The 18,753-nt window shown below is 36.2% G+C and carries 13 protein-coding genes and 1 pseudogene; 9 read left to right on the forward strand and 5 right to left on the reverse strand.

Translation table 11 applies throughout. From position 1 onward, the window contains the following. The 4 genes and pseudogenes from HMPREF9144_RS05855 to HMPREF9144_RS12880 form a co-directional block, all read left to right on the forward strand. On the forward strand, window positions 1-350 hold a 350-nt coding region (locus tag HMPREF9144_RS05855), incomplete at its 5' end, for an ISL3 family transposase (RefSeq protein ID WP_006044992.1). An 834-nt stretch (window positions 351-1,184) separates the two neighbouring features. After that, the gene (locus HMPREF9144_RS05860; RefSeq protein WP_040595400.1) at window positions 1,185-1,880 is read left to right on the forward strand and encodes a hypothetical protein; all 696 of its coding nucleotides are present in this window, start codon (window positions 1,185-1,187) and stop codon (window positions 1,878-1,880) included. Between the two features lie 57 nt (window positions 1,881-1,937). Then, window positions 1,938-2,516, forward strand: a complete 579-nt coding sequence (locus tag HMPREF9144_RS13260) for a hypothetical protein (protein WP_146739280.1) — start codon at window positions 1,938-1,940, stop codon at window positions 2,514-2,516. A gap of 672 nt (window positions 2,517-3,188) precedes the next feature. Then, window positions 3,189-3,880, forward strand: a pseudogene (locus HMPREF9144_RS12880) (ISL3 family transposase). A gap of 109 nt (window positions 3,881-3,989) precedes the next feature. Here HMPREF9144_RS12880 and HMPREF9144_RS05880 read toward each other — a convergent pair. Both HMPREF9144_RS05880 and HMPREF9144_RS05885 read right to left on the reverse strand, forming a co-directional pair. Then, window positions 3,990-5,615: a hypothetical protein gene (locus HMPREF9144_RS05880; RefSeq protein WP_006044998.1), complete on the reverse strand. Its 1,626-nt coding sequence runs from the start codon at window positions 5,613-5,615 to the stop codon at window positions 3,990-3,992. 54 nt (window positions 5,616-5,669) lie between these two features. After that, a complete protein-coding gene (locus tag HMPREF9144_RS05885; protein WP_006044999.1) occupies window positions 5,670-6,710 on the reverse strand; it encodes a hypothetical protein in 1,041 nt (346 codons plus the stop codon). Window positions 6,711-6,935: 225 nt separating this feature from the next. Here HMPREF9144_RS05885 and HMPREF9144_RS05890 point away from each other — a divergent pair, with 225 nt between their 5' ends. Continuing rightward, window positions 6,936-8,294 carry an alpha-L-fucosidase gene (locus tag HMPREF9144_RS05890; RefSeq protein ID WP_006045000.1) on the forward strand — a complete coding sequence of 453 codons (1,359 nt, stop codon included), beginning with the start codon at window positions 6,936-6,938 and terminating at the stop codon, window positions 8,292-8,294. A gap of 5 nt (window positions 8,295-8,299) precedes the next feature. Next, the gene (locus HMPREF9144_RS05895; protein ID WP_006045001.1) at window positions 8,300-8,992 is read left to right on the forward strand and encodes a copper homeostasis protein CutC; all 693 of its coding nucleotides are present in this window, start codon (window positions 8,300-8,302) and stop codon (window positions 8,990-8,992) included. 441 nt (window positions 8,993-9,433) lie between these two features. Here the strand turns inward: HMPREF9144_RS05895 and HMPREF9144_RS05900 are convergent, their stop codons facing one another. Both HMPREF9144_RS05900 and mnmL read right to left on the reverse strand, forming a co-directional pair. Continuing rightward, entirely contained in the window at window positions 9,434-11,896 is a 2,463-nt protein-coding gene (locus tag HMPREF9144_RS05900; protein WP_006045002.1) for a transglutaminase family protein, read from the reverse strand. A 275-nt stretch (window positions 11,897-12,171) separates the two neighbouring features. Next, window positions 12,172-13,074: a tRNA modification radical SAM protein MnmL/YtqA gene (gene mnmL, locus HMPREF9144_RS05905; protein WP_006045003.1), complete on the reverse strand. Its 903-nt coding sequence runs from the start codon at window positions 13,072-13,074 to the stop codon at window positions 12,172-12,174. Window positions 13,075-13,134: 60 nt separating this feature from the next. On the opposite strand from mnmL, the gene HMPREF9144_RS05910 reads away from it, so the two are divergent. Beyond that, window positions 13,135-15,330: a S9 family peptidase gene (locus HMPREF9144_RS05910; protein WP_006045004.1), complete on the forward strand. Its 2,196-nt coding sequence runs from the start codon at window positions 13,135-13,137 to the stop codon at window positions 15,328-15,330. A 214-nt stretch (window positions 15,331-15,544) separates the two neighbouring features. Here HMPREF9144_RS05910 and spt read toward each other — a convergent pair whose 3' ends face one another. Next, window positions 15,545-16,735 (reverse strand): serine palmitoyltransferase, encoded by a 1,191-nt coding sequence (gene spt, locus HMPREF9144_RS05915; RefSeq protein WP_040595602.1) that lies wholly within the window; start codon window positions 16,733-16,735, stop codon window positions 15,545-15,547. A 187-nt stretch (window positions 16,736-16,922) separates the two neighbouring features. On the opposite strand from spt, the gene HMPREF9144_RS05920 reads away from it, so the two are divergent. Both HMPREF9144_RS05920 and HMPREF9144_RS05925 read left to right on the forward strand, forming a co-directional pair. Then, complete coding sequence (locus HMPREF9144_RS05920) at window positions 16,923-17,951, forward strand: diacylglycerol/lipid kinase family protein (RefSeq protein ID WP_006045006.1); 1,029 nt, start codon at window positions 16,923-16,925, stop codon at window positions 17,949-17,951. Beyond that, window positions 17,952-18,644, forward strand: coding sequence for a tRNA1(Val) (adenine(37)-N6)-methyltransferase (locus tag HMPREF9144_RS05925; RefSeq protein ID WP_006045007.1), 693 nt, complete (start codon window positions 17,952-17,954; stop codon window positions 18,642-18,644). It begins immediately after the preceding gene. Window positions 18,645-18,753 lie beyond the last annotated feature (109 nt).

An 18,753-nucleotide genomic window follows, 5' to 3' on the forward strand; every position in this document is an offset into this window, starting at 1 on the left:
AGGAGAATGTCTTGAGCCTAAACCGTCCGCTGATGATTGCCTATTATCTCAAAGAAGATCTTAAGGAAATATGGAATCAGTGTACTAAGCAAAAAGCTAAAGCTGTGTTGGATGAATGGGTAAAGCAAGCTATAGAATCTAAAATACAGCCATTGGTGAAAATGGCTTCAACTATTAGAGCATACAAGACATACATATTAGCATGGTATGACCATTATATAACAAATGGAACTATTGAAGGCATTAACAATAAAATAAAGGTTCTGAAAAGACAGATATATGGATTCAGAAATGAGGAATACTTCACATTAAGGCTATATGCATTGCATGATAGGCGTCTACGCATTTAACGGAAGAACCAACTATATACTAACAAAACACTGTTAATATTAGCCCTCATCCTTTCATTTAGAGTCTTCTATTGCCCTCTATAAACTAAACATCACTATATCAACTTTTAGGTAAAACTATTTTTCCTGTCATATCTGTCACATCTTATATACTCATAACCCTTTTATCGTCAATAAAATACGACAAATGTTAAAAGTGACAGCAACATACATTTAAACTAAATGTGGTGTTATTCACATATAAACATCTCAAAATAACAAGATATTGATATAATGATAAAAAGCAGATACAAATAATTTCACTAAGAATGTATTTTCTTGAAGGAATAAAACATTTTATAAGAAAAATTATCTATCTTTGTATCCGAATTCCAGTGTACCTATATAAAAGTGTACACTATAAAGAGTTCTATCTTTTAAAAGAGCGTTTGAAATCATCTTCTGCACGTAATCTGGACAATTACATTCACCGAGGATGGCGGCAATACGCTCATGCTTGGGATTATTGTACCCTTTTCCAAAGGGAATGATATACCTCAATGCGTGGGCTATTGTTTGTTATTCGGTGAAAAGCAGTCCAGAGCTTCGTGTAGAATAACATTCAATAGTTCCCACGCTTTTTCATTTTAAAATTTAATTTAGAAACACATATTTCTGGGAAACAGTCTGTGTACTATTAGACAACTATTTACATTTTAAAAATGTATCTAGTATATTAAAACCTATAATAATATTTTCGACTATTAATTATACATTAAAAGTATTTCTTATGGAAAAACAACAGGAGTAGACTTATACAATAAAGTACTGAGTCTATCTATGCAAAACCCTAGTATGAAAGTTAACAGAGAAGAGTTTCTAAACAACGTTTTCTCCGATTTTTGCACAGAACAAGAATTGGAACAAATCATCAAAGAAAATCCACGTACTGTATTAGACTTAGAATTAATAGATGCTGTCGCAGATAATGTGATATCCACATCACGATACAAGGTTTCTATTATCTCAACTTTAACTGGTATCCCAGGAAATCCTATTGCCGCGACAGGACTAGGCATCGCAGATTTAGCACAATATTATGGGTTTTATATAAATCTTTGTCAAAAGTTAGCTTATCTATATGGCTACCCAGATTTTCAAAAAGATGGAGAATTAAACCCAAACAGTCTAAATATAATAACTCCAATGATCGGAGTAATGTTTGGGGTAAATGCAGCTTCAAAAGTTTTAGCCGATATGACAAAAAAAATAGCTATACAGGTTGCAAAAAGAATTCCTGTTATAACATTTGGTCACGCTGCATGGTATATGCTTATAAAACAAATATCAAAATGGATTGGTATACGTATGTCAAAGCAATTATTGGCTAAATCGGTTTCAAAAGCTCTCCCAGTTATAGGTGGATTGGTATCAGGTGGGCTGTCCTACGCAACATTTGGTCCAATGGCAAAGAAACTTGCTAAAGATTTAAGACTCCATAGTAAAGTATTCAAGAATACAAAAGATACTATTAAGGAAAACAACGACTGAGTCTAAAACAAAGAACAGTACTTCAGAAAACTATTTCTAAAACATAAAAATATCATTATGAACAAATCTTTCAAGAAACGTACTATTATTTTTTTAAGCTTATTGTTATTATGCAACTACAATGCTATTTGTGAAACGAGAACAAGGGGGTACTCCAAAGCATCAAATATAGAAGAAATGATCACACATTCATCTTCTCAGTTCATAACATTGAGTAATTCAAATTATCAGCGTCCGAAAACAAATACGACATTAGTAGGTCACACATTCCAATTTATGTTTGGCTCAGAAACAGATCCCAAATTAGCATGTTTTGATAATGAGGCTTTCTCCTTAAAACTTTCATTTAATCTACAATTTATTTCTGCTACAAAAGTAAAGGTATACATTAGACCTATTATGAAGAAAAATAAAATTACTGCCTATATTGGAGGTGATGCATATTCATCAACCTTTGAGAGTGCTTACAGAAATATGCTCGAAGAATGTAAAATGAGAGATGAGACTGTTACTTATACATATAACAATGGTATTGTAAAATTTAAATCTTCCGTTTTAGGGAATCGTTCCTTGAAAATATCCAATAATGGAAAGTCATTAATAGAAGATAAATTCGCTTTTAATAAAATAAAGTAAAACAATACTTATTATTGCTTCAAAAGAAAAGACAGCACCATTTGAGTAATCATTTGGTGCTTTTTATTTTATATTTCTGGTTCTGCGGGATTTAGTGTGAATTAACATACCGTATCCCGCATTAAGCGGCACGAAATTCGTATCTTTGTAGTCAGTATGATGACAACCGAAGATATATTATCCAAGCTGCTGCTCCACAACAACAATGATTGGGAGATTGAGAATGTGACCTGTGATGACTCCACCGAAGAGATACATATCATGCTCAAATATCGCTATGACACCATCAAGGTTGAAAAGAAAGAATTCCCTATATTTGACTTCCGTCATAAACGGAGTTGGCGGCATTTAGATATGTGGCACAGTACAAGACCATCCTTGAGGCTCGTATTCCTCGTTACCATGATGGCGAAGAGGTCAAGAGTGTCGCTGTCCCCTGGGCATTACCAAACTCCCGGCTGTCTTGGCTGATGAAAAAAAACGATAGAAACGCTCCTCTCCACCAAAAATCAGACAAAGACTGCACGTCTTCTCAGCCTTACTTTCGAGCAGGTACATGGCGTTATGCTTCGCGCCGTTGAACGAGGTTTGGATAAGCGTGACAAGACTCGTATCTACAAGCATGTGTGCATAGATGAGAAGTCTATCCGCCGTGGTCATGAGTATGTCAGCATGCTCTATGATGGAGATACCGGTCATGTTATCGAAGTAGAAGCAGGCCGAAGCGCCAAAAGCATTGATAATCTGTGCACTAAAGCGCTCACAGAGAAACAGCGCAATTCGGTTGAAACGGTATGTACAGACATGTGGGAGCCTTTCATTGATGGCGCTGTGAAGTATTTCCCCAATGCCAGCCACTGTCATGACTTGTACCACTGCGTTACCTATTTGAACGATGCCGTCGACAAGGTGCGCAAGCGTGAGGTTAAGGAGATCAAGGAACTGCGCAGTACAAGTATCTTTGGCTCAAGGACAAGTCCAAATACACTCCCAACGACCGTCGGAGATTTGATATGCTGGAGAATGCCGAGTATCAGGTCTCGCAAGCTTGGAAAGTCAAAGAACTCTTTCGTGATCTCCTTCGCCTTAACTATCATAGAGATGTGGAGGCTTATGGTATGTTGGGAGACTGGATGGCAGATGTCTTGCTGTACAACATTGAAGAGATCAACGGTGTTGTCTTTATGTTCAAGAGACACCTCAAAGGCATCATTAGAGTCATGGTTACTGGCGCCAACAACGGCAAAGCTGAGAGAACCAACGGATCGATTCAAGAAATCAAAACCATCGGCAGAGGATATGGTACTGCCGAACGCTATCGGATAGCGATTCTATTCTTCTATGGTGGGCTAGACATATGTTAACTCACACTAATTACAGTAGAACCAAAATAAAGAAACACGGTAAACATATTTTGCTTACCGTGTTTCTTTATTTTATATTGTAATGGTACTTATTTATAGTTTACTAATCTTAGAGTCGGTAGCCCACTGTTAATAAGAGTTGCCCTCTATTATTATCCACCTTTGCTCCTACTGCCTGATTTGAATATGATGTAGTGTTGCCTGTTGCAGTGTCGTGGATGGAAAAATTCATTGTAGAGAATGGATAGAAAGTACCCTTTTGCATACTATATTGATATGCTAAATCAACATTAAATTTGTTTATTTGATAGCCAATACCAAATGTAAATCTATTGGTAGAATCCCAATTTACAAAATCTGTTGATGAAGAATAAGCACTTCCTGGAGATACAATAGTAGGGTCCTTTTGTGCATCTTTATTATATTTCGGGCTTATATAGTTATAACCTAAACGTAAAGCTAAGTTGCTTGTGGGCTTGTATTCAGCACCCATCTTCAAAGTACTAACACCTTTAAGAGCTTGTTTGGTATGCTTATTCATCGACTTATCAGCAGAAGAAGTCTCATAATAGGTTCCATAATAATCGTTATAATAGCCACCATCGTTTATGCGAGAGTCGAGCGTAGAATGATCCTCGAATTCGTATGTTAAGCCTAATGCTAGATAATTACCCACTGTATGACCCAAAGAAAGGCCGAACTTCCAAGGAGTCCATAGCTTATAATCATAACTATTAGGCACTTCTCCCCAGTCATTCTTACCACCGGTGTTAGTATTCCTATCAATACGAGTAACGTTTGACGTTGTTAAATCGTACCAAGTCGGTGTTTTAACATAAGCACCAATGCGGAAAGGAGAACTTGCAATAGGTCTAACAATAATACCGGCAGTAATATCGAATCCTGTACCAGTTATACGGCGAATATCTAAAACACTAACGTCTCCTACTCCATTAGATAACCTTTCATTGTATCTACTTTCTGAATCATAATGTACGTCCTTCAATCCAAATGTTAAACCAAGGTAGAATTGGTCTTGGATGCTACCACTAATATTGAAATCATAGTTACCTACATAGCCTGTACTTGCCTTATCAAAGGTATAAGAATCAGCTAAATAATTATTGAACTTGCCTGCAGTAGTAGCATCAGGCAACAATGTATTAAAGTACAAATAGTCTAATTGATTCCATGTCCATGATACAAAATTAGCTTGTGGAGAGGCAAAGCCGATATATGCATCATCTTTTTTACGCACATCAAAACCTCCATAGTTTTCTGAACCAAGCACATGTTTTAAGTAAGACTGATTGTTTTGAGAACCATTACCTAACTTTCCACTTGCATTTAACAAGAAATCGAAGTTCTTTCCTTTAGTGTAATTAAAGCCAAAGTTAAGATTAGAACCACGAGAAGCACGTGTGGTATATACAAAACCTATTTGATCGAAACTAGCATTAGTCTTTTTTCCATCACCATACTCCTTTCCATTACTTTGCATAAGTAGTCCACCACTTACAGATAACTGACTTCTACGGAATAAACCAATACCAGCAGGATTACTACCTATTGTAGAAACATCTGCACCAAGAGCCTCCATAGCTCCACCCATTCCTACATAACGCGCTGTACCATTAAGGTCTGTACTCGTTAGATTTGCATTTTCGTATGTCTCTTGAGCTGCTACAGGCAATGAAAATAATGTCGCAGCAAGCAAATAATACTGTATCTTCATAACTTTCTTTTTGTTATCTACTTTTTAACAAACTCTTTACAATAAAAAACACTTTTATCGGTGCCCGCCAAAGCTTCCTCCACCAGAACGAGAACCACCAAAACTTCCCCCACCAAAGGTTCCACCAGAACGAGAGCCACCAAAGTTACCTCCACCGAATGTATTAGCTGGACGTGATTCGTATGTCTGTGGTCTACTACGTTCTATATTAAACGAATTATCGCGGCTATATGAATCCCGTCTGACAGTGCTTTCAAAGTTTCTGTTTCGAGAAGAGTTACCAAAATTACCACCTCTGTTATAAGAAGAATTATCTCTTTCAATAACAGTTCGACTATTTAATCTTCCAAATTGTCCACTACGCGCACCCATACTGCCGAATGAACGAGTTGAACCTGCATTGTTCATCTGATTAGTGTAAACTGTACTATAGCTTCCGAAGCGTCCTCCTTGTCCATTCCAATGATTAGCTGTACCAGAATGTCCCGTTGTATAGCTATATCCAAATACCGGTCTAGCGTAGCCATAATAATAGTATGGATAACCCCAACCATAGTAGCCATAACCCCATGGGTCATACCAACTATTACGATAACCATAAAATCCCCATGGATAATAGTAATCAATAAAGAATGGATCATAATAACCTATATACCAAGGATTCCAATAGCCGAATGCAGAACGGAAACCAAAACTAGTATATCCATAGAACCAAGGATCGTAATAACCGTAGAAATCATCGAAGCGCCCCATACGACGACTATACGCAAAGTCACTGTCGTCAGTATCGAAGTAACGATCGAACTGATAAATTGTATCTATTTGGGAGGTTCCATCAATATTTTTTATCTGCACGATGTCATTACCTAATGAGTCTCTACCTATCTTTTTATAAACTTTATCTAAAGTTTCTCTGCGGTTATATTCGTTATCTGACTTATTTATACCGCTATAATAAGTATTTCGTCGAGCAGCTTTTTCCGCCTTATATTCACGAATAGACTCCTTCGATGGTGTGAAATATACATCATCTTGTGCCAATAATGTAGTAGGCAGAAAAAGAGCCATAATTGAAAATAGAACTAACTTTTTCATATTATCATCTCCATTTTATTTGTTTTTCTTTCTCTTACTTCAACAGATGCAAAAATACTACATCTCTATGTGCAAATATACGGATTTTCCCTAACCTAAAATAGGTTTTTCCCTATTTTTTGAAATATTCAACACAAATGTATTACCTCATAAGTAGAAAGAATCATAAATATGTTATCTGTTCAAAACATTTTAAGTATATTTGCACAAAAATAATAAATAGAAATGAAAAGACTAATTACTACATCTCTATTGGCTTTTGCGCTAACAATACCTAACATTATACAAATAAAAGGCCAAGAACAAGTGAGGAACAACCAGATGAAAATATCTCAAAGTTTCCATAAAGAATATGTTCCTACTGCTGAAAATATAGCTGCACGTAAACGATTTGAAGGCTTTCGTTTCGGAATATTTTTACATTGGGGCATCTATAGTACATTTGCGCAAGGCGAATGGTATTTAAACAACAAGATAAATAAAGATGAATATGCCAAAGCTGCATCAGCTTTTTATCCATCTTATTTCGATGCTAACGCATGGATAAAGGCTATTAAGGATTCAGGTGCTAAGTATATTACCTTCACTTCACGCCACCATGACAGCTTTTCTATGTTTAAAACAAAGGAAAGTAACTATAATATAGTTGATGCAACTCCTTTTAAACGAGATGTTTTAAAGGAACTTGCAAATGCCTGTCATCAACAGAATATAGACTTACACATATACTATTCCATACTCGATTGGATAAGAGAGGATTATCCTATCGGTAGAACTGGACTTTATACTGGCAGAAACTTGAAGCCCAACTATGATTCTTATTTTAACTTTATGAAAGGACAAATAAGTGAATTGCTCCATAATTATGGAAAAGTTGGTGCGATTTGGTTAGATGGCTACTGGGATCACGATAGCGATAGTATCCCCTTCGATTGGCGTATGGAAGAATTCTATCGTTACATTCATAGCATTCAACCTGCTTGTTTAATCGGCAACAACCATCACATAGCACCGATAAATGGTGAAGATTTCCAAATGTTTGAGCGCGATTTACCAGGTGAAAATAAAGCTGGACTGTCTGGGCAGGCTATCAGTCATCTACCTCTTGAGGCTTGTCAAACTATGAATGGTATGTGGGGATATAAGGTTTCAGATATCGACTATAAGTCAACTAACCAACTAATAGAGCTCCTTGTTCGTTCTGCAGCTAAGGGAAGTAATCTTTTACTCAATATTGGCCCACAACCAAACGGTGAACTTCCTGCCCTTACACTCGACCGTCTACAAGGTATTGGAAAATGGATGCAAAAGTACGGAGCTAGTATCTATGAAACAATGGCAGGCAATGTGCCTGAATGTACTTGGGGTGTAAGTACATCAAAGGGTAAGAAAACTTATTTACACGTGCTAAAGCAAGATGCAGAAACCATATCTTTCACAATACCAATAAAACCCAAATACATTATCGATTTCCTTTCGCACAAGCCTCTTCCGTATAATTATAATAAGAAAACTAAGGTCCTTAATATTAATATTGGTAATCATAAGGGCATTGTTGATTATGTTGTAGAATTAGAGAAATAAGAACTATGCCGATATTAGAAGTTTGTACAGGTAGCTTACAAAGTGTTATAAATGCTGTAACAGGGGGTGCTAAACGTATAGAGCTATGCTCTGCTCTATCGCTTGACGGACTAACACCTTCGTTGGGTCTCATAAAAATAGTACGTAAAATGTTTCCAGAACTCACCATTCATACACTTATAAGACCACGTGAAGGAGATTTCTTTTATAATGAAGAAGAAATAAAAGTGATGGAAGCTGATATTAAAGAAATACTTCCATATACTGATGCAATAGTCTGTGGTGCATTAACTATAGATCATAACATAGATATAGCAACCACGCATCGACTGATTAACGCCTGCGAAGGAAAGCCCTTCACGTTTCATCGCGCTTTCGATGTTTGTAGAGAACCTTTGAGAGCTATTGATGCGCTTGTAGAATTGAACTGCACACGCATTTTAACATCTGGTCAAGCACGTAGTGCCGAGGAAGGTATATCTGCATTGAAAGAATATGTAGAATACACTAAAGGACGACTAACAATTTTGCCAGGTGGAGGTGTAACACCTCAAAATGCAAAGAAGATACTTATTGCGACTGGTACAAACGAGATACATGGATCTGCATCAGGTATGACTGAATATAACAGAAAAGAAACTCTTGTAGAAACTGTAGCACAAATTATTCAGGAAATAGAACAAACTAATGACGTGTAAATAACTATATATCAAATATTCTTCTAAGAATGATATGCTGTTAAGGACTAAGTATATTTATATGAATATTCTATACTAAGGTACTATTATAGACTCAGTAGAAAATAACTTAAAAGTGTCTAGTAAAATCAGAAAAAAACATATTAAATATAGTTACTTCGTTTCAGATATCTATCAGTTGTGTTTTAGATATCTGTCAGTTGTGTTTTAGATATCTGTCAGTTGCAAATTAGATATCATAACGAACAACAATCTCTATAGTTTTATTTTATAATTCACGAAAGCTATTGAATGATATATGTGATAATCAAACAAAAAATATTATCACTACATCAAAATATTGTGGATTAAGATAAACATATAAACAAAACACCAATCTTAGTATTCAGCACTATAAGATTGGTGTTTTACTATTATTATATAATTAAATAGAATAATCTTCTAAAGTTTTCCTATAACCTTCAAAATCTGTTCACCTATATTAATAGTATAACCTTGTTGTACGTATACAACACGATTGAAGCTATCGCAAATAATGAAAATTGGAAGCGAAGGGCTTATCAACTTCAATTGTTCACGTATTTCGCTTACAATCTTCTTATCTATATCTGTACCCCAAACAACATTAGAAGGCAAATTGTCGAACTCCTTAAAGTTGAAGCGAGACAAATTATCGGCATCTTCAAAAAGGAATATCATCTTACGACCCCACTTCTCAAACTGTGTCTTATATGTACTGATATCGCGCAATGTGTGGTTGGTTGGCTCCTGGTTCGGCGCAACAATGCCCACCATATAATAGCCTCTTCCTGCCGTAGACAGCAAGCTCTTGTCGCTGTTGGTAGCCCTATCGTGGTATATATCTTCTGCATTAAAGCTACCTATTACCTGTACAGCATTGTCGTCTTCGCGCATAGTAAACACTAAACGAGTATCTTTGCCTGCCTCTATCGTGAATAATTGAGTTTCAGCCAAAACCTGGCCACTTGCCATACGCGTGCCTGTTATAAGCATATATGTTCCCTCTTCTAGCTCCGTTCCTTTAGAGAAATCGTCTTTCCATGTAGCTGTTTCTGGATAGGTAAGAAGCTGTGCAACGCCATTTTCTATTTTACTTATGGTAAAATGACTATAGTATTTAGGATTATCGTTATATTTCGTGGGTTTGTATACTAACAATAATGTCCCCTTTGGTACACTCTTTTCCGCCTGTTTACCATCAAACTCCACATCAATCCAAGCTCCGTTAGCATTGTATTGTAGTTTTCCATTAATTTCATTAATACGAGCAGGAAAACCTAAACTTCGAGCAGCAGCCACAAAGAAAATTGCTCTACCTAATTTATCAGTCTTTCTATCACGCCAGACACTCATAGGCAACATACGCAATCGTTGCGGATTGTGTGTCTCATCGATAGCAATATTTGTTTTACACCAATCTATAAGAGCTTGTGGCGACCTTATACCTGCCATCTTTCTTGCTAAGAAATGACGATAAGGAGAAAGCCATTCTATCTCTACACGTGGATTCATTACGTACTTACAGTAGAGTTCTGAGGTATCAGTTTTAGCTACTTCATGGTCTTTTAACACTGCCAACTGCACATCACGAAGATCTTTTTCCGAAATAACATTTAAAAGGCGCTGTGCCATTTCTTTATTTTTTGCCTCACGCAAGAAAGTCTGAATAGTAGCATAATTGCCACGCGACTTATCTTTCATTGTAGCTTCGTATGCTTGACGAATAGAATCTTCATAAGCCAAACGCTTTGTATTCTCAGCCCGTTGCGCATCAGTTACATTCGGAAGAACTGTACTTACAGGTGGCGGTGTGATATCCCAAGCCTTTGTTTGAGGCAATCCGTTACGCTTTAGTATAAGGTTTAGTTCCTTTGTTTTACCAAACGAAACCTTATCAATACCAACCTTTCCATCTTTAGATGCCCAAACAATCATATCGCCCTTACCAGCAGTAAGCGTAGCCACACCATTAAAGTCTGTCGTCTTTCGTGCTACAGTGTAGAATTCGGCATAGTTGTATAGTTTAAATTCAACCTTTGCGTCTTTTACGGGTTTGCCTTTCTCGTCTACAATAACTACTTTAACATTAGCTGTAGGTGCATAATTGCTTATTACGTTTATCTCTGTATAGAGCGGAGTCTTGCTCATTACTTCCTCTGGGCCATCATAATCACCGAATACTTTTGTGTGCATAAGCATACCTCGAGAGGCACTTTCGTTAAACCAACCTAAATTCAAGATAGGTTCTGGTTCGCATGCTCCAAGGAAATACCACTTTCCATCTGCCCACGCTTCAACCCATGCATGATTATCATCGGTATGTGCCCAACGTGGCGTATATACTTGGCGCGCAGGTATACCAACCGATCTGAGTGCTGCAACAAGGAAGGTGCTCTCTTCGCCACATCTGCCATACGCTGTACAAACTGAAGCTAACGGACTGCTTGTGCGCCCATCAGTTGGACGATAAGTTACCTTTTCGTGACACCAATGGTTCACTTCGAGAATAGCATCTTTCATTGAGAGATTTTTAACTCGATCTTTCAGTTCTGCATAAAAAACTTTTCGACTATCGTCCAAATTCTCATTATTTACACGAACAGGTAGTACAAAGTGCTTAAACTCGCGTTCGGGTACAGTTCTTCCCCACGGCATTTCACGGCGTGCCTGCAACGATAGTGCAACATTTTCTGCATAAAAAGATTTACTGTAATCGGTCTTGTCTGGCAAAGCCATATACTTATACAAGAAATTCAAATAATTAATCTCGGGGGTTTGTACCGCTTTTACATTTCGCTTGGACGATTTGTAAAAACAGTTTGCAATGCTGCTGCTGTTCCAACATAGAACTATTGCGAGCAAAAATAGAATGTTCTTTCTCATGTTAGTAAAATTCAGAGAGCCCAAATAGACCCAAAATGATTTAGAAAAATATTATATTAGGCAAAATTACGTTTTTTTATTGAGTAAGAAAAATTATACTATACCTTTTTTAAGAAACTTGACTTACTACTCGTAGATTTATCTCCATAAAACGAACAAGAGTAGCGGTCTACAATTCCATTTTTATAATAAAGTATATTTTATTGATAGTTTCAGTTTATATCATACATCTTATGCGCAATATCATATTTAATAAAGTACCACATTATAACTATTTATACTTTCAATTGTAATCCTTCTTCTCTCAATCTTTTATTCAATAAGTTAGTAAATTCATAATTCTTTAGTCCCCATTTCGGTGCAACCAGCATTTCTGATGGGCTCTGAGTTACAAACCTCTCTAATACTAAATCTCTTCTCAATAGTCTTATATATTTTATGATAAGGTCAATATACTCCTCAACAGTATATAAATGAAAAGGTTTTTCTTTGTATATCTTCGCTAATCTCGTGCCTTTTATAATCTGCATTTGGTGTATTTTGAGCATCGTCAGTGGCAACGATGATATGATGGGAGCCTGTCTCAGGCTTTCCGAAGCATCTTCACCAGGTAGTCCCATTATAACGTGCCCACCTACATAAATATTTCTTTCCGCGGTTTTTTCTATTGCTTTGCGTGTACATGCAAAGTTGTGCCCACGGTTTATATAGTGCAAAGTTTCATCGTTACAACTTTCAATACCGTATTCTACGATAAGGAATGTTTCTTTATTCAATTCTTCCAAATAATCTAACAATTCGTTGCTAACACAGTCAGGCCGTGTGCCTATTACAATACCAACAACATCTTTTACTTGTAAAGCCTCTTCGTAAAGCAGTTTTAGCTTATCCACTTTATCGTATGTATTTGTATATGCTTGGAAATAAGCTAAATATTTCATATCTGGATATTTCTTCGCAAAGAAGTGTTTACCATCTTCCAACTGTTCTGTTATGCTCTTTCTATGACTACAATAAGATGGATTGAAGCTCTTATTATCACAGAATATACAACCACCAACACCGATTTTCCCGTCTCGATTAGGACAAGTAAATCCTGCATCTATAGAAATTTTCTGCACTCTAAAAGGTAGTTGTTTTCTTATCCAAGTACCAAAATCATTATAGTATTGTTCCATTGTTTTGCAAATTTACTTCTTTTTTTGTACTTTTGCTGTACTAAATCAATTTAATATACAATGAAAAAAATACTTCTTATGTGTGCAGCGTTAGTAGCAACGTCTGTTCATACGTTTGCGAATGAGCCTCTTAAGTTGGAAGATATGACGAAAGGTGCTTTCGCAGCTAAGACTATTTCTGGTATTAACCCATTGAGAGGAACATCGGATTATGCGCAAATTTCTGCGGATAGAAAGAAAATAGTAGCCTACTCTTTTGTTACTGGTAAAGAAACAGGTGTACTTTTCGACTTTACCAAGTATCATGATTCCAATCTAAAGTCAATAGAAGATTATGAAATTACAGGCGATGGGCAGTTTATTCTTATTCAAACAGATACAAAGCGAATTTATCGCCGTTCCTTTACTGCAGATTTCCTTCTATATGATGTAAAGAATAAATCTCTGAAGACACTATCGAAAGATGGTCCACAACAAATTCCAACCTTCTCTCCAAATGGAAAGTATATTGCATTTGTACGCAGCAATAATATCTTTATCACCGATGGAACTACTGAAAAGCAAATAACAACCGATGGAAAGTTCAATGAAATAATCAACGGAGTGCCTGATTGGGTGAATGAAGAGGAATTTGGTTTTAATAATGCATTGGCATGGAGTGCCGATAGCAAGACTTTAAGTTGGATACGTTACGATGAATCAAAAGTTAAAACCTATTCATTACAAATGTTTGAAGGTGCGAAACCTACATTCAAACAGTATGCTGTTTATCCAGGTCTGTATTCTTACAAATATCCAAAAGCTGGAGAAGAAAACTCGAAAGTATCTGTTCACGCTTATTCATTAGAATCAGGAAATACTATCACTTATAATTTTCCACTCGATTCTGATGGTTACATCCCACGGATAAAGTCTACTAAATTCGCCGACCGTATTATTATTTATACGATGAACCGCCATCAAGACGAGCTAAACCTCTACAAAGCAAACCCAACTACAGGTGAATGTAACTTGCTTATAAAAGAGAATGCAAATAAATATGTTAAAGAAGAAGCTATGGGAGGTATTCGTGTAATGAACGATTATATACTTTTCCCCTCTGACCGCGATGGCCATATGCACTTATACCTTTATAATATTGATGGAAGATTTATTCGCCAAATAGAAAAAGGAAAGTATGATGTTGATGAAGTCTATGGCTTTGATGAAACTACAGGTAAAACTTATTTTCAAGCAGCTGTAAAAACACCAATGCAACGTGAAATATATGTAGCCGACAAGAATGGAAAAGTAACGTGTTTAACAACAAAGGATGGTTGGAATTCTGCTGTGTTCTCTGGCGATTATAAGTACTTCCTGAATAATTGGAGCGACAGAAACTCTCCGTATTCATACGCTATCTACAATAATAAAGGACATATTGTACGAGAAGTTCTCAACAACGATGCCCTCATAAAGGATATGGCTAAATATGATTTGCCCACTCGTGATTTCTTCAAGTTCACTACTTCTGAAGGTGTTCAACTGAATGGATGGATAGTAAAGCCTAAGAATTTCGACCCTAATAAGAAGTATCCTGTCATCTTTTACCAATACAGTGGTCCTGGAAGTCAGCAGGTTGTAGATCGTTGGACACTTGGTGCAATGGGTGCTGGTGGCATTTACGAATCGTATCTTACACAGCAGGGATTTATTGTCGCTTGTGTTGATGGACGTGGAACTGGTGCCCGTGGCTCGGAATTTGAGAAATGTACTTATCTTAAATTAGGTGATTTAGAATCAAAAGATCAGGTTGAGGCTGCTCTTTGGATAGCAAAACAACCATTTGTTGATGCTAATAATATTGGTATATGGGGCTGGAGCTTTGGTGGTTTCAATACTTTAATGAGTTTAAGTGAAGGACGCAATGCCTTTAAAGCAGGTGTTTCTGTTGCTCCACCAACTAATTGGCGTTGGTATGATACTGTTTATACTGAGCGTTATATGCGTACACCACAAGAAAATCCTGATGGATATGCTGTAAACCCTATCGAACGTGCATCTAAAATGAATGCTAAATTACTCATCTGTCATGGTATTGCCGATGATAATGTGCATATTCAGAATGCTTACGAATATTCAGAAGCATTAGTGCAAGCAGATAAAGATTTCAAAGAAAACTTCTATACGAACCGCAATCATAGTATTTTCGGTGGTAACACACGTAACCATCTCTTCCGACAAATTACAGAATGGTTTGTGAAGAACTTGAAATAAAACAAATATAATTTATCAGTTGTTAGAAGTGCCCTGAAGCCATAACTTCAGGGTTTCTAGCCATTGATTTATATTAAACAAAAAGATAACTTACAATTATCTACGAATTATTGCTGACACCATATTTGTTATAAAGTAAAAGGGCTTGTAATCGACAACAACAACGATTACAAGCCCTTTTATTTGGAAGAATTGCGAGTATAACTCTACAACACTATTTAATAATACCTTGATCTTGGAAAATCTGCTTTAGAATTACAACGCCACGCTCAACTTGTTCTTTCGTATGTGTTGCCATAAGTGCAAATCTTACGAGTGTATCTTGTGGAGCACATGCGGGTGGTATAACAGGATTAATAAATACGCCTGCATCGTAAGCCAACTTTGTTACAATAAACGTTTTATTGATATCGCGTACATAAAGTGGAATTATAGGACTAGCAGTATCACCTATCTCAAAACCTTCTTCACGGAAACGTTGCAATGCATAATTTGTAACTTCCCACAAATGATCTTGTCGTTCTGGCTCAGCTTGAATAATATGTAAAGCCTCTAAGGCAGCAGCTGTTGCTGCAGGTGTATTACTAGCAGAGAAAATATAAGTTCTACATGTATGTCGTAAGAAGTTTATAGTATCTTTATCAGCAGCAATAAACCCACCAATAGAAGCCAAACTCTTTGAGAATGTTCCCATAATAAGGTCAACATCGTCTGTCAAACCAAAATGATCACAAACTCCTCTACCCTGCTTACCAAAAACGCCCAATCCATGAGCCTCATCGACCATAACAGAACAATTATACTTATGTTTCAATCGTACTATCTCTGGGAGGTTAGCAAGGTCTCCTTCCATAGAGAATACACCATCAACAACTATAAGTTTTATAGCATCTTGAGGTAATTTTTGTAATACTCGCTCAAGATCTTCCATATCATTATGCTTATAATGTAGTTGCGTAGCAAAACTCAAGCGTCGTCCATCTACAATACTAGCGTGGTCACGGTCATCGCAAATAATATAATCACCACGTCCAACTACTGTTGCTAAAACTCCTGAATTTACAGAAAATCCTGTAGAGAAACAAAGAACATCGTCTTTATGCATATACTTTGCAAGTTCTTCTTCCAATTGTACATGCAAGTCCAATGTACCATTCAGGAATCGGCTACCAGCACATCCAGAACCATATTTGTCTAAGGCCTTTTTACCAGCTTCGATAACTCTTGGATCGTTTGTTAGACCCGTATAAGCATTAGAGCCAAACATCAATATGTGATGTCCATCTATATCGGTTACTTCAGTGCCTTGCTTACTTGTGATTTCGCGAAAATATGGGTATACACCCATTTTCATAAACTTTTGCGGATCACGGTAACTCTTGTATTTTTCTTGTAACTGTCCCATATTTAAATTAGGTGTAGCTAAGCTACGTTTTTCTTTAGGCTGCAAAGATACAATTTTTTACTGAAATATTGCATTAATTATTAATTGATTAACGAATTAAAGTTTTTTCACTATAAAACAATGATGGGATACTAATTAATATGTAATTTTGTTGTTTAATTCTTCGCAAGAAAACAAAACGTGATATATGAAGGCTAAAATTCTATTCATTATAAATCCTAAGTCTGGAATAGGCAAAAAGGATTCTCTTCCAGAATTAATTGATAAATGCATTGACAAGAATTTATTCGATTACCAGATTGTATATACAGAATATGCAGGACACGCTACAAAACTAACACAACAGGCTGTAAAAGACAAGTTTACCATTGTTGTTGCCGTTGGAGGCGATGGTACTGTAAACGAAATAGGAAAAGCACTTATTAATACAGACACTGCATTGGGAATTATTCCAGTTGGCTCTGGCAATGGACTTGCTCGGCACTTGGATATTCCTGTGAACGTAAAAGGAAGTCTTCAAATATTAAATCAAGCATGTATTCATAAATTAGATTATGGTATAATTAACGATATGCCATTCTTTTGTACCTGTGGAATGGGATTTGATGCTTTCATTTCTATGAAATTTGCAGAAGCTGGTAAACGAGGTGTTATAACATACGTTCAGAAAGTATTGGAGGAGGGATTAAAATACGAACCCGAAACATACGATATTGAAGATAATGAAGGAACTCACCATTACAAAGCATTCCTTGTATCGGTAGCAAATGCATCGCAATATGGAAATAATGCTTATATTGCACCACAAGCGTCAATGAGCGATGGCATGTTGGATATTATTATTATGGAACCTTTTGATATACTCGATGCACCACAAGTAGCAATAGAGATGTTCAATAAAACACTCAATAAAAGTTCCAAGATAAAAACATTCAAAGCAAAACATATTCATATCCATAGAAAAAAAGAAGGCGTAATACATTTTGATGGCGACCCGATTATGGCAGGAAACGATGTTGATATTAAGATTGTACCACGAGGAATTAAAGTTGTTGTTAATCCGAAAGAACACAAGGATAAACGAAAGCCCAATATGATACAAACTTCTTTCTCGCAATTATTCTCAAATATTGATTTAATTCGTTCCAATTTAAATAAACAAGGTAGGAAGTTTCAGGCTCTGAATAAAACAATACTACGAAAACTAAATATATAAATGGGCTTTACTTTTAAACAGTTCCATATAGAACAAGATGAATGTGCTATGAAAGTGGGAACTGATGGTGTTCTGTTAGGGAGTTGGGCAACTGGAGGCAAATATATTCTTGATATTGGAACAGGAACTGGATTAATAGCTTTAATGCTAGCGCAACGATTTTCTTCTTCTCATATTGATGCCATAGAAATAGATGCAAGGGCTGTAATGCAAGCAAAGAGAAATGTAGAAAGTTCTCCATTTGCAGAACAAATTACCGTTAAACATTGTTCGTTGCAGAATTATTCTGAAAAACAAGGTCTATATGATGCTATAGTATGTAATCCGCCCTATTTTGAAAATTCAATGAAAAATCGAAATAAAAATAAAACCATAGCAAGACACACTGACACGCTCCCCTTCAATGTTCTTATAAAATCAGCCTATAAACTACTTTCATCAAGTGGACTCTTTTCTTTAATTCTTCCTATTGATTCGTATCATATTATAGAACCTGAGGCTATTTCAAATGGATTTTCAGTCTTAAAAAAAATATTTATACAGACCACTCCTTACAAACACCCTAAACGGGTGTTAATAGAATTAGGAAAGATTCCAAGCGAATACTACTCAACAACAGAATGCTTGCAAGATTGTAATGGAAAGAAATCGGAATGGTATAGAGAATTAACAGATGAGTTTTATCTTAAATAATGATGTTCATTTAGCTACATACGAGAATAGATTCTTTCTACAATATTAGAGAGAACTCATTCAACATAAATAGGCCATTGGTGAGTAAAATAGATACATTAGAAAAGCG

This window comes from Prevotella pallens ATCC 700821, from assembly GCF_000220255.1.
GTDB classification, from domain to species: domain Bacteria; phylum Bacteroidota; class Bacteroidia; order Bacteroidales; family Bacteroidaceae; genus Prevotella; species Prevotella pallens.